Here is a 12,980-nt window from a genome sequence, read left to right on the forward strand (position 1 = left end):
AGCTTGAAATTGTACGAAACAACAAAGGTAAGTTATTATCGTGAAATTCAACATTCTGAATGTTAAGAACAAAATATTACTCTAAGATGAGACATTTATACCATAACATGTATCTTTGAAAAAAAATTAGAAGTGAGTAAGAAAGTTACTTCATATAAAGGATCCAGACTTAAGAAAAAACAAGTTGAAGAGATGTTTGATAATATCTCTGGTAATTACGACGGGCTTAACCGTGTCATATCCCTGGGAACTGATGAGAAATGGAGACGTAAGGTCGTGGCTCTTGTTACAGCCCGTAAGCCAAAAACAATTTTGGATATAGCAACAGGCACAGGTGATTTGGCTATAAAAATGGTCGATTCAGGAGCAGAAAAAATTGTTGGCCTGGATCTTTCTGAAGGAATGTTGGCTGTAGGACGAAAGAAAATCAGCAAAAAGGATCTGGGGCAAAAAATAGAAATGATACAGGGTGATTCTGAAGCACTTCCTTTTGAAGACAATTCTTTTGATGCTATTACTGTAGCTTTTGGAGTGAGAAATTTTGAAAATCTTGAAAAAGGCCTAAAGGAGATATTTCGGGTTTTGAGTCCGGATGGAATTTTTGTGGTTCTTGAGACATCGGTTCCGACAAAGTTTCCTTTTAAACAAGGCTATAAACTGTATTCCAGCCTGATTCTGCCCCTGGTAGGAAAAATTTTTTCCAAAGATCAGAACGCATATTCCTATTTAAGTCAAAGCGCTGCAAGCTTTCCTTATGGTCAGGCATTCAACAATATTTTAAAGAAATCAGGGTTTACTAATATAGAAGATAAACCTCAAACCTTTGGGGTCGCCACGATATATCTGGCTACAAAATAATTATATGAAAAGAATTCTTGCCATTTTCCTTTTTCTACTATATTCTCAATTATCTAATGCTCAGTTATTTGGAGATCAAATATTAAATAATCAAAATTTTGATGAACAACGTTTGTCGTGGGGATATTTCCTGGGATTTAATAGCTATGATTTCCATTTTGATTATAAGGATTATGATCCCAGTCCGGTAACAGGGCAGGATTTCAGGGTAGAGTCCAGAACAGGTTTTAACGTGGGACTTATAGGAAATCTCAAACTGGGTAGTAACCTGGATTTGAGACTTGAACCTGGGGTAAGCTTTAACACAAGGGGCTTTCAAGCCCTTAAAGCTGACGCCAGTACTTTCCGGGAAGTTAGTTCAACCTATGTACATATACCTTTGTTACTGAAATTTTCCACCGACAGGCTGAATAATTTTAAACCTTTTGTGGTTGGAGGGCTTTCTACTTCAATAAATCTTTCCAGTAACGAAAATAATCCGGATGGCTATAGCGAAGGGCAGTTTCGAATGAAGACCAACACCTACTATTATGAGATAGGTTTTGGTATAGATCTTTATTTGTACTACTTCAAACTCAGCCCGAGCTTAAGAGGTGTTTTTGCAATTAATGACGAGCTGGTGCAGGATGAGGACCCTGGTAATCCTTTTACCGGGAATGTAGATAAAATGACTTCCCGCGCAATCTTTTTAAACTTCACCTTTCAATAAAACCTGATCCTCTTTTAAACTCGCTCAGGATAATGGCTGTAGCTGTAGCTACATTAAGACTTTCTGTTGAAGCTGTTTTTCCAAATTGAGGTATTCCAATTTTATGCGTCACATACTTTTCAATTTCAGGAGAAATACCATTAGCCTCGTTTCCCATTACGATGATGCCACTATGCGGTAAGCTGGTTTGATAAATATTTTCAGCCTCCATAAAAGTTCCAACTACAGGGCAGCTTTCTGGTCGATTACGTAAATAGAGTGGCAAGTCCACATAAGAAATAGCAATTCTCGCTATAGACCCCATTGTAGCCTGTATTACTTTAGGATTATAACAGTCCACAGAATCTTTTGAACACACTAATTTATCTATCCCAAACCAGTCGCACAACCGGATAATTGTGCCCAAATTTCCGGGATCCCTTAATCCATCAAGAGCAATAATTAAACCGCTGTAGTCAGGAAGTAGAATTTTCGGAATCTTAAAAATTCCTACGGCCGTCTGGGGTGTTTTAAGCAAACTGATTTTTTTAAGTTCTGTAGCCCCTACTTCAACAAATTTATCATCAGCGGCATCAAAAATCCTCTCTTCTGAAAAAAGCAAATGAACCTCAGTTCCGGAATTTAATAATTCTGAAATTGTCTTTTTACCCTCGGCTACAAAAAGCCCGCTATCCCTGCGGTTCTTTTTTTGCCCCAGGCTTTTAATTAACTTTATTTGGTTTTTACTAACCATGCAAAAGACGTATTTTTGAAGCTTTAATGAACTCTATTTGAAACGTATCCTCGCAAAAATATCATTATTTTTTCTAACCCTGGTTTTATTTACTTCCTGTAATGCTGTAAAAAGGCTCGAGCCTGGAGAATCTCTACTTACAGAAAATGATATCTTCTTAAATGGCGAAAGAATTAATGAAAACCGAATCTACAATCAACTTTATCAAAAACCTAATTCCAGGCTTTTGGGAGTACCTCTCCAACTACACTTCTACAATCTAGCCAGACCAAATATTGACAGTATTTTAAGCGAAAAATTTCTTCAGAATGATCAAAAAAGGGAGAGATTAATAATTTTATTATCCCGAAAGCAGCTTGACAGCTATATAAAATCGAGAATAACCTTTAACCAGTGGATCAAAAGAACAGGAGAAGCCCCTGTAATTATTAATCAGGAAGACACCCAGAAATCTATGAACCGCCTCAAATCCTGGTACTGGAACAATGGCTGGTTTAACGTTGAAACAGATTACGAAATTATACCGTTAAAGAAAAAAGAAAATAAAGCGAGGATTGAATACTATGTTGAAACAAAAACACCTTATAAGGTAGATTCTATTAGTACAGATATAGATTCTCGTGTACTGGATTCTATCTATAAAAAACATCAAAATGACGCTGTTATTATACCGGGAACTCAGTATCGCACTCTAGATTTTAATGCAGAAAGAGACAGACTCACAAGCCTCTTCCGAAACAATGGCGTGTATAATTTTGACCAGGAATATATTACTTTTGACGCAGACACTATTAATACCGATTTTAAAGTAAACACCACAATTATAATCCCCAATCGGCAAGTACCAGACGAAGATTCCACTTATCGCGTTCCCTTTAAAGTCCATGAAATAAGCAAGGTCAATGTTTTTACAGATTACAAACAGTCTAATCGCTACGAACCTGTAACAGATAGTGCACAACTTGGCAACTTTACTATTTACAGCTTTGATGAAATGGAATATAAACCTGAAGCTATTATAGATGCAGTGTTTATAAGACCTGGAAGAACTTTTAGCGATATTGCCCGAACACGTACTTACAATCGACTGAATTCTCTTCGGAACTTCAAATATCCCAACATCCAGTATACACAGGACCCCGAGGATACGACCAGCACAGATTTAATAGCTAATATCTTTTTAACTCCGCAACCAAAATACTCCCTTGGGTTTGATTTTGATGTCTCCCAAAGCAATATTCAGAAGTTTGGAATCGGTTTTGGAGGCTCTCTTTTGATTAGAAATATTTTTGGGGGTGCAGAAAACCTCGAGCTTTCGGGACGGGGTAGCGTGGGATCTTCCACAGATGCTGCAGCCAGTAAAGACGATGATCGTTTTTTTGATATTTCAGAAATTGGCGCAGACCTTCAACTTATCTTCCCGAGAATATTTCTTCCTTTTGAAACAGAAAGATTTATTCCCAAGTATATGTCTCCGTTTACTTCTCTTAGCCTGGGTGTGAGTACACAGAATAATATCGGGCTGGACAAGCAGAACCTCTCTTCTATTCTTAATTACAGATGGACTCCCTCGCGTCTTCTTACAAACCGGTTAGATTTAATTAACCTTCAATATGTAAGAAACCTCAATACAGATAATTACTTTAATGTATATCAGAACTCGTACAGCGAATTAAATAATATTGTTCAATCTGCAAATGTGGTGACAAATCCCGCATTTTTAAACAATAATGGTCGCTTAATTATTCCACGAGGTGCCGAAGGTTTTATTGAATCTGTCAATAGTAACGATAATGCCACAAGCGGCCTTACTCCAGGTCAGCGGCAAAATGTAATTAACATCAGAGAGCGTAAAAACAGGTTGACCGAGAATAATTTGATCTTAGCATCTAATTACACTTATTTGTGGAACACCAAAGATAATTTGTATGACGAGGAGTTCACGCGGTTCAGGTTTAAAATAGAAATTGCAGGAAATACTCTATTCGCCATATCTGAACTTGCTAATTTTGAAGAAAACTTAAGTGGAAATCAGGAAATTTGGGGAGTAGCTTTTTCCCAATACGTCAAACCTGAATTTGATTTCATTAAACACTGGGATCTGGGAAGCAATAACATCTTTGCTTTTCGCGCGTTTACAGGTATTGCTATTCCGTACGGTAATGCCAACAGCATTCCTTTCACAAGAAGTTTTTTTGCAGGTGGACCTAACGACAATCGCGCATGGCAGGCTTACGATCTTGGGCCAGGGAGCAGTGGTGGCCGTAACGAGTTTAATGAGGCTAACATGAAACTTGCATTTAATCTAGAATATCGCTACAATCTCTTCGGTGCACTCAACAGCGCTTTTTTTGTCGATATTGGTAATATTTGGAACGTCCTTGATATTGTTGAAGACGAAGCCTCAACCTTTACCTCGTTTTCAGATTTAAAGGATATTGCCGTTGGAAGCGGAATAGGCTTGAGATACGATTTTAATTTCTTTGTTTTACGTTTTGATGTTGGTTTCAAAACCTACGATCCTGCTAAGCCAACAGGAGATAGATGGTTTAAAGAATACAATTTTAACCATGCTGTATACAATGTGGGGATCAATTATCCTTTCTAAGCCAACAAATTTTCTTATTTTTGTAAGCCTAATTAACTAAAAATATGAGTCATAACATTAAACCCGGCGTAGCCACAGGAAAAGAAGTACAGGAAATCTTTAAATATGCAAAGGAAAAGGGTTTCGCTCTTCCTGCTGTGAACGTGATTGGTTCCAGTAGCGCCAATGCTGTAATGGAAACAGCGGCAGAGTTAAATTCTCCCGTTATCATTCAATTCTCTAATGGTGGGGCACAATTTAACGCAGGTAAAGGTCTCTCTAATGAAAATGAGAAAGCTGCAATTGCCGGTGGCGTTGCAGGCGCACAACACATACATGCTTTAGCAGAAGCTTACGGTGCAACGGTAATCCTCCATACAGATCACTGTGCTAAAAAACTTCTTCCATGGATCGACGGATTATTGGATGCCAGTGAAAAGCATTTCGAACAATTCGGAAAACCACTGTACAGCTCTCACATGATCGATCTTTCTGAAGAGCCTATTGAAGAAAACATCGAACTTTGCAAAAAGTATCTTGAAAGAATGAGCAAGATGGGGATGACACTGGAAATTGAACTTGGAGTTACCGGAGGTGAAGAAGATGGCGTGGACAACACAGATATCGATTCTTCAAAATTATATACACAGCCAGAAGAAGTGGCATATGCTTATGAAGAGCTGAGTAAAGTAAGCGAGCAATTCACCATTGCTGCCGCTTTTGGGAACGTACATGGAGTTTATAAGCCAGGAAACGTAAAACTTACACCAATCATTCTTAAGAACTCCCAGGAATTTGTATCAAAAAAATACGGACTAAAAGAAAATCATATTGATTTTGTTTTCCATGGCGGGAGTGGTTCTACTGTTGAAGAAATTCGTGAAGGAATTGGATACGGTGTTATCAAAATGAATATTGACACCGACCTTCAATACGCTTATCTGGAAGGAATTCGCGATTACATGAGCAGCAAAAAAGATTATCTCTCTGCACAAATTGGTAATCCTGAAGGATCTGATGTACCAAATAAAAAACATTACGATCCAAGAAAATGGGTTCGTGAAGGTGAAGTTACTTTTAAGGCCCGACTTAAAAAAGCCTTTGAAGATCTAAACAACGTAAATACTTTATAACTGAATTTTCATAGAATAGCTGGAGTGATAAGATTGCTTCAGCTATTTTTTTGATTAATTTTTTCCGGTAAAAATTTGTAGTTCCGGAGAAATAAAAATTAATTGCTATGGCCTGGTTTAAAAGAACGCAAAAAGGGATTCAAACCCCTACAGAAGAGAAGAAAGATGTACCTAAAGGTTTATGGTACAAATCCCCAACAGGAAAGATTGTAGATGCAGAACAACTGGAAAGCAATTTTTATGTAAGTCCAGAGGATGGTTACCATGTAAGAATTGGAAGCAACGAGTATTTTAAGATTCTTTTTGATGATAATGAATTTGAGGAACTTGATAAGAATATTACTTCCAAGGATCCTTTAGAATTTACAGACACTAAGAAATATACCGAGAGATTAAAAGCTGCCCAGGATAAAACAGGACTTAAAGACGCTGTTCGAACTGCTGTTGGAAAATCAAAAGGTAAAGACCTGGTGATTGCCTGTATGGATTTTCAATTTATTGGGGGTTCTATGGGATCTGTGGTTGGGGAGAAAATTGCCCGTGCTGCAGAATACTCTTTAAAAAACAGAGTTCCTTTTATGATGATTTCAAAATCTGGAGGAGCCAGGATGATGGAAGCTGCACTATCCTTAATGCAAATGGCCAAGACTTCTGTAAGACTGGCTCAACTTGCAGATGCCAAAATCCCGTATATTTCACTAGCCACAGACCCTACCACAGGTGGAACGACCGCATCCTTTGCCATGTTAGGGGATATAAATATTTCTGAACCCGGAGCATTAATTGGCTTTGCAGGACCAAGAGTGGTAAAAGATACTACAGGAAAGGACCTTCCAAAAGACTTCCAAACTGCAGAGTTTTTAAAAGAACATGGCTTCCTTGACTTTATAGTAAAACGCTCTGAACTTAAGAATCAGGTAAATTTGTATCTGGATTTAATCAGTAATCAGCCGGTAAGGGCATAGTTCCATAATTTTTACTGCTAAGTTTTTATTATTAACTAGTAGCATAATTATAATTTAATAATAGTATATTTGCCGCCTGGTAGAAAAACTGCCAATACATAAAAATCATTAAAATTAATATTGGAATGTATTTAAGCAAAGAGAAAAAAGAAGAAATCTTCGAAAAACACGGTCAAAGTAAAAATGATACGGGTTCTGCAGAAGGTCAGATTGCATTGTTCACTTACAGAATTGCTCACCTTTCTGAGCACCTGAAGAAAAATCGTAAAGATTACAATTCAGAACGCTCACTTGTTATGCTGGTTGGTAAAAGAAGAAGTTTACTGGATTACTTAATGAAGAAGGATATCATGAGATATCGAGCCATCATTAAAGAATTAGGATTAAGAAAATAAATTTCAAGGGGGCTTTATGCCCCCTTTTTTATATATTTAAAAGTAAATTAGCTTTTAGATTAAAAATTGTTACCTCGAGCATCGTCAAGAGGTAGTTTTTCATTGGTCTACCTTACTTCACACACAACAACACACACCGGCCGTCCGGCAAAGGCGGAGACCATTGTTTAACAAATAATTCCGGAACAGTTCCGGTTAAGAATTCAAACACATTATGATTCCACAAACATTTAAAGAGGTTATCGATTTAGGAGACGGTAGAACTATCTCCCTCGAAACCGGAAAATTAGCAAAACAGGCTCATGGGTCGGTTGAGCTAAGAATGGGAAATGCAGTACTTCTTTGTACTGTAGTATCTTCCCACACACCAACAACTATGGATTTTTTCCCGTTAACATTAGATTATCGTGAAAAATTTGCAGCCGCAGGACGTTATCCCGGTGGTTTCTTTAAAAGAGAAGCACGACCAAGTACAGAAGAAATTCTGGTAATGAGATTGGTAGACAGGGTTCTAAGACCTTTATTCCCTTCAGATTATAAGTTTGAGACTCAGGTAATGATTCAGCTAATGTCTCATGATGAAGAAGTTATGCCAGATGCGTTGGCTGGTTTGGCAGCATCTGCCGCTATTCAGTTGTCTGATATTCCTTTTGAGGCTCCTATTTCTGAAGCAAGAGTTGCCCGTATTAATGGTGAATTTGTTATTAACCCGAGCCGATCACAATTGGCAGAATCAGATATCGACATGATCGTTGGTGCTTCTGCAGATTCTGTAATGATGGTAGAAGGTGAAATGAAGGAGTGCAGCGAAGAAGAAATGGCAGAAGCCATTAAATTTGCCCACGAAGCTATCAAAAAACAAGTTGAGGCCCAGGTGAAACTGGCAGAAGCTTTCGGAAAGAAAGCAACACGTGAATACGAAACTGCAAGAGAAGATGAAAGTATTCAGCAGAAAGTACACGAAGCTGCGTATCAGAAAATTTATGATACTGCCAAAGAAGCTAAGGCTAAACACGACCGTAGCGCTGCATTTTCAGAAATAAAAGAAGAAGTAAAAGCACTATTTTCTGAAGAAGAACAGGAAGAAAACGGAGCTCTTATCTCTAAATATTACAAAGCGACTCATAAAGCCGCTATCCGGGATTTAACCCTGAAAGAAGGAATTCGTTTAGACGGTAGAAAAACTGACGAAATTCGTCCTATCTGGACAGAAGTAGATTATCTACCTTCCACGCACGGTTCGGCGATTTTCACAAGGGGAGAAACTCAGGCGCTGGCAACGGTAACTTTGGGAACTTCAAGAGAAGCTAACCAGGTAGATCTTCCAACACACCAGGGCGAAGAAACTTTTTACCTGCATTATAACTTCCCTCCTTTTTCCACTGGAGAAGCTTACCCTTTAAGAGGAACTTCAAGAAGGGAAATAGGACACGGTAACCTGGCACAACGTGCACTTAAAAACATGATCCCTGCAGATTGCCCTTATACAGTGAGAGTAGTTTCTGAAGTTTTAGAATCTAACGGTTCTTCTTCTATGGCAACGGTATGTGCCGGAACAATGGCACTTATGGACGCCGGAATTAATCTTAAAAAGCCGGTTTCAGGAATCGCAATGGGATTAATTTCCCAGGGAGATGACTACGCCGTACTTTCTGATATTTTAGGAGATGAGGATGCTTTAGGTGATATGGACTTTAAAGTAACCGGTACCGAAGATGGAATTACCGCCTGCCAGATGGACATTAAAGTAAAAGGACTTTCTTATGAAATCCTTGTTAATGCACTAAAACAGGCAAGAGCCGGAAGATTACATATTCTTGATAAACTTGCAGAAAGCATTTCTGAACCAAGCAAGAGTGTTAAAGCTCACGCCCCAAAAATTATTACCAGAACTATACCTGGTGAATTTATTGGAGCACTTATTGGGCCTGGAGGAAAAGTTATTCAGGAACTTCAGAAATCTACAGGAACTGAGATAGTAATTAACGAAGTAGACGAACAGGGAGTTGTTGAAATTCTGGGAACTAACCAGGAAGGAATAGATAAAGTTCTTGCAAAAATAGATTCTATTCTATTTAAACCAGAAAAAGGAAGCGTTTACGAAGTAAAAGTGATTAAAATCCTTGATTTTGGTGCAGTTGTAGAATATGTTGATGCTCCGGGTAACGAAGTATTACTACATATTTCTGAATTGGCGTGGGATCGTACAGACAATGTTACTGATGTTGTAAACCTTGGTGATGTTATAGACGTTAAATATTTTGGAGTTGATCCTAAGACCCGTAAGGAAAAAGTATCGCGTAAAGCTTTACTTAACAAACCTGAAGGATACCAGGCAAGACCTCCAAGAGATAATGACCGTAACGACAGAGGTCGTGACAACAGAGGTTCTCGTGACAACCGTGGACGTGATGACCGCAGCAGAGGAAGAGATCGTAGAAAAGACGATTAATTCTTTCTGAATTATATAGAATAAATGCCCCTGAAGAAATTCAGGGGCATTTTTTTTTGCTAAACTGCATTTCTAAACAAAGCAGTAAATAATAAAGGTTTTAACTTCATATTTTACCTGATTTTATCTGGAAGTAGCTCCATTTCCTCCTGGAAATCCTAAGAAAGGATTTGCTTCTTTCTCTGGTAGAATCGGGAAACATTTGGGAAATTTAGATAGAAATGGATTTTACTTAAGGGGCGATATTGGATATTACATTCCCATTTTCAACCATTTCTCTTTATTTTTAAAAGGAATCTATACTCATCAAAGGCTATATAAAGCATTCTCTGAGTTTAAAGAACCAGTAAATCTATGCACTTTTAATGGTGTCGGCTTTGGCTTCGGAATTGAAATATATTAGCTTGTGCAACAAATAAAAGACATTACATATCATTTGATGAAAAAATTAAGCTTAATGAAAAAGTTTCTCTTGACCTTAACCCTTTGCGGACTGGCCTTTATCGCCAAATCACAAAATGCAAGTGTAGAAGAATCTACTTATGGAATCCAAACCGGAGTATTGGGAATTTGGGTACATAATGAAGCCAAATTGTCAAATCAGATAGCTTTACGAAGCGAGATTGGATTCGATAGCGGTATTTTTGGCGGAATGTTTTATGAAGATATTGGTTTTTTAATGGCACCTGTAATTACCTTAGAACCAAGATGGTATTATAATCTAGACAAACGAATTTCAAAATCGCGAAATATTGCCGGAAACAGCGGAAATTTTGTATCATTAAAAACAAGTTATAATACTGATTGGTTTGTAATTTCTAATTATGACCATATAAATATTATTAATCAGGTTTCCATCGTTCCAACCTGGGGCATAAAACGAAATTTAGGACGGCATTTCACCTATGAAGCCGGTTTCGGGCTTGGATATAGATATTCATTTGCTAAAAGTGCCGGTTATAGAGAAAATGAAGGAGAAGCTGCTGTCAACCTGCATTTAAGAATTGGTTACAGATTCTAATGTTTTGAATTATTGAGTAAATGAAGACTGAAAAATGGCAATTATCGTCCTGAAAGAGGATTAAAGAGCGCGGCGCTGCAAGAGTCAAGAAGCAAGATGAAAATTTGAACTTGAACTATTTTAAATTTTTTGTTCTGAGTGGTTGTGTTAAAATGGCAATTATCGTCCTACTTTGAGATATTTTGAATTTTCCAAAACTCACAAATCACAATTAAATTGCACGACTTAACAACAAACAATAAACAACAAACGATTTAAAACGATGCTCCAAAATGCCAATTTTCGACCTGCATGAGTTAAGAATATGAACTGGTGTTACAACCCCGGGAAGAATTTGATAAAAGCTCAATTTTAAATCTTGAATGAGGCTTCTAAAATGGCAATTATTGACATGAATGTCAGGAGGGATAGTTCCTCCCCTCTTTTCAAGGGGAGGTGGCCGTAGGCCGGAGGGGTAAAAGCTGCATATACTGAGTATTACTGAAGTTCAACTTCTACTAAATAAAATAAATAATAAAACTCCCTAAGTTCTATTGTTTGATTATTATAAGCAACACCAGTAGGAATATAATAATTTCCACCACAAGGAATTTCTGTGTATTCTGCAGTAAATTTTAATGCAATAGTTTCGTTTTCGTTCAACTGGATAACATATTCAGCTAATTCCTCTTGAATATATAATTGAATTGTATTATCGAATTCTCTAATTTCTGAAGTGGGATTTATATCTTCATTTGCTGGATTGAACCTAAAACCTTCTCCCTGTTGGATAACTATCTCACTTGGATCAATCATTCCATTTTCAATTAAATTGTTACCATTGGAATCTATCAACTTGATATATAAAGCAGGAAACGCCATATCAAATTGAAGTGGGCAGTCTATTCCTTCATCATCCTCATTTGAACAACTTATAAGTAATATTCCAAATATCATTAAACTGATATTTTTTTTCATGATGTTGTTTTCTTTTAGATGCTGAAATACTGAAATGGTTGCGTGTAAATATCTGCAACCTTTTAATAAATGTAAATTAAACATTATTTTTTGCAGAAATTTTTGCGTTAGGGATTGCAGCGGAAAGCCCACAGCGACTGGAAGGAGCGAGGACTTGTAGCGGAAAGCCCGGCCCGAAGGGCAACGTCCACAAAAAAGTTTTTAAGGTTTTTTGTAACATTTCGACTACTCTTTACGTATAAACTAATACAAGAGCTATTCACATTATAAATCCAAGGAGAAGATAGATGAGACAACTTAAGATTACGAAGCAGGTTACTAACCGTGAAACTGCTTCGCTGGATAAGTATTTGCAAGAAATTGGTAAGGTTGATTTAATTACTGCCGACGAAGAGGTAGAATTGGCTCAGCGAATTAAAGCGGGTGATGACCGTGCTTTGGAAAAATTGACTAAAGCGAATTTACGTTTTGTGGTTTCGGTTGCAAAACAGTATCAAAACCAGGGATTAACACTTCCCGATTTAATTAATGAAGGAAATTTAGGGCTTATAAAAGCTGCGAAACGTTTTGATGAAACGCGTGGTTTTAAGTTTATTTCCTATGCTGTATGGTGGATTCGCCAGTCTATTTTACAAGCATTGGCCGAGCAGTCGCGTATTGTGCGTTTGCCGCTAAACAAAATTGGTTCTATTAACAAGATCAACAAAACTTTTGCTTTTCTTGAACAATCTCATGAGCGCCCACCGAGTGCTGAAGAGATCGCCAAAGAACTGGACATGACGATTAATGATGTTAAGGAATCTATGAAAAATTCCGGACGTCATGTATCTATGGACGCGCCTTTGGTTGAAGGGGAAGATTCCAACCTGTACGATGTACTTCGGAGTGGTGAGTCACCAAACCCAGACAAAGAGTTGCTGCATGAGTCACTTAGAACTGAAATTGAGCGTGCTTTGGAAACATTGACTCCGCGTGAGGCTGATGTGATTCGTCTTTATTTTGGATTGGGAGACCAACATCCTATGACGCTTGAAGAAATTGGCGAGACTTTTGATTTAACACGTGAGAGAGTTAGACAGATTAAAGAAAAAGCAATTAGAAGATTGAAACACACTTCCAGGAGTAAGATTCTAAAGACTTACTTAGGATAAGATATTTAAGATGACAACA

The 12,980-nt window shown here is 37.6% G+C and carries 11 protein-coding genes; 9 read left to right on the plus strand and 2 right to left on the minus strand.

What is annotated here, in order from left to right:
- Nucleotides 1-132: 132 nt before the first annotated feature.
- The gene (gene ubiE / locus RM541_RS01100) at nt 133-858 is read left to right on the plus strand and encodes a bifunctional demethylmenaquinone methyltransferase/2-methoxy-6-polyprenyl-1,4-benzoquinol methylase UbiE (RefSeq protein ID WP_311498383.1); all 726 of its coding nucleotides are present in this window, start codon (nt 133-135) and stop codon (nt 856-858) included.
- A gap of 4 nt (nt 859-862) precedes the next feature.
- The gene (gene porT, locus RM541_RS01105) at nt 863-1,567 is read left to right on the plus strand and encodes a type IX secretion/gliding motility protein PorT/SprT (protein WP_311498384.1); all 705 of its coding nucleotides are present in this window, start codon (nt 863-865) and stop codon (nt 1,565-1,567) included.
- Here porT and RM541_RS01110 read toward each other — a convergent pair.
- On the minus strand, nt 1,554-2,300 hold the full coding sequence (locus tag RM541_RS01110) for a TrmH family RNA methyltransferase (protein ID WP_311498385.1): 747 nt from the start codon (nt 2,298-2,300) through the stop codon (nt 1,554-1,556). The two genes, porT and RM541_RS01110, sit on opposite strands and share 14 nt — an antisense overlap.
- Before the next feature lie 37 nt (nt 2,301-2,337).
- Between RM541_RS01110 and tamL the strand changes: the two genes are divergently transcribed.
- The 6 genes from tamL (at nt 2,338) to RM541_RS01140 (ending at nt 10,853) form a co-directional block, all read left to right on the plus strand.
- On the plus strand, nt 2,338-4,908 hold the full coding sequence (tamL, locus tag RM541_RS01115; RefSeq protein WP_311498386.1) for a translocation and assembly module lipoprotein TamL: 2,571 nt from the start codon (nt 2,338-2,340) through the stop codon (nt 4,906-4,908).
- A gap of 44 nt (nt 4,909-4,952) precedes the next feature.
- Complete coding sequence (gene fbaA / locus RM541_RS01120; protein ID WP_311498387.1) at nt 4,953-6,020, plus strand: class II fructose-bisphosphate aldolase; 1,068 nt, start codon at nt 4,953-4,955, stop codon at nt 6,018-6,020.
- 107 nt (nt 6,021-6,127) lie between these two features.
- Nucleotides 6,128-6,985: an acetyl-CoA carboxylase, carboxyltransferase subunit beta gene (gene accD / locus RM541_RS01125; RefSeq protein ID WP_311498388.1), complete on the plus strand. Its 858-nt coding sequence runs from the start codon at nt 6,128-6,130 to the stop codon at nt 6,983-6,985.
- A 125-nt stretch (nt 6,986-7,110) separates the two neighbouring features.
- Complete coding sequence (gene rpsO, locus RM541_RS01130; protein WP_311498389.1) at nt 7,111-7,380, plus strand: 30S ribosomal protein S15; 270 nt, start codon at nt 7,111-7,113, stop codon at nt 7,378-7,380.
- 214 nt (nt 7,381-7,594) lie between these two features.
- Nucleotides 7,595-9,832, plus strand: coding sequence for a polyribonucleotide nucleotidyltransferase (locus RM541_RS01135; RefSeq protein WP_311498390.1), 2,238 nt, complete (start codon nt 7,595-7,597; stop codon nt 9,830-9,832).
- A gap of 457 nt (nt 9,833-10,289) precedes the next feature.
- A complete protein-coding gene (locus RM541_RS01140; RefSeq protein WP_311498391.1) occupies nt 10,290-10,853 on the plus strand; it encodes a hypothetical protein in 564 nt (187 codons plus the stop codon).
- Between the two features lie 477 nt (nt 10,854-11,330).
- On the opposite strand, the gene RM541_RS01145 is transcribed toward RM541_RS01140, so the two are convergent.
- Entirely contained in the window at nt 11,331-11,810 is a 480-nt protein-coding gene (locus RM541_RS01145; protein WP_311498392.1) for a hypothetical protein, read from the minus strand.
- Nucleotides 11,811-12,097: 287 nt separating this feature from the next.
- On the opposite strand from RM541_RS01145, the gene RM541_RS01150 reads away from it, so the two are divergent.
- Nucleotides 12,098-12,961, plus strand: coding sequence for a sigma-70 family RNA polymerase sigma factor (locus RM541_RS01150; RefSeq protein ID WP_011708302.1), 864 nt, complete (start codon nt 12,098-12,100; stop codon nt 12,959-12,961).
- Nucleotides 12,962-12,980: the final 19 nt, after the last annotated feature.

The sequence above is a fragment of the Autumnicola psychrophila genome (assembly GCF_031846645.1).
GTDB classification, from domain to species: Bacteria; Bacteroidota; Bacteroidia; order Flavobacteriales; family Flavobacteriaceae; genus Autumnicola; species Autumnicola psychrophila.

Coding starts and splice junctions, on each gene's coding strand:
- fbaA (WP_311498387.1), top strand. CDS start 4,953: ATGAGTCATAACATTAAACCCGGCGTAGCCACAGGAAAAGAAGTACAG.
- porT (WP_311498384.1), top strand. CDS start 863: ATGAAAAGAATTCTTGCCATTTTCCTTTTTCTACTATATTCTCAATTA.
- accD (WP_311498388.1), top strand. CDS start 6,128: ATGGCCTGGTTTAAAAGAACGCAAAAAGGGATTCAAACCCCTACAGAA.
- RM541_RS01135 (WP_311498390.1), top strand. CDS start 7,595: ATGATTCCACAAACATTTAAAGAGGTTATCGATTTAGGAGACGGTAGA.
- RM541_RS01110 (WP_311498385.1), bottom strand. CDS start 2,300: ATGGTTAGTAAAAACCAAATAAAGTTAATTAAAAGCCTGGGGCAAAAA.
- RM541_RS01150 (WP_011708302.1), top strand. CDS start 12,098: ATGAGACAACTTAAGATTACGAAGCAGGTTACTAACCGTGAAACTGCT.
- RM541_RS01140 (WP_311498391.1), top strand. CDS start 10,290: ATGAAAAAGTTTCTCTTGACCTTAACCCTTTGCGGACTGGCCTTTATC.
- rpsO (WP_311498389.1), top strand. CDS start 7,111: ATGTATTTAAGCAAAGAGAAAAAAGAAGAAATCTTCGAAAAACACGGT.
- RM541_RS01145 (WP_311498392.1), bottom strand. CDS start 11,810: ATGAAAAAAAATATCAGTTTAATGATATTTGGAATATTACTTATAAGT.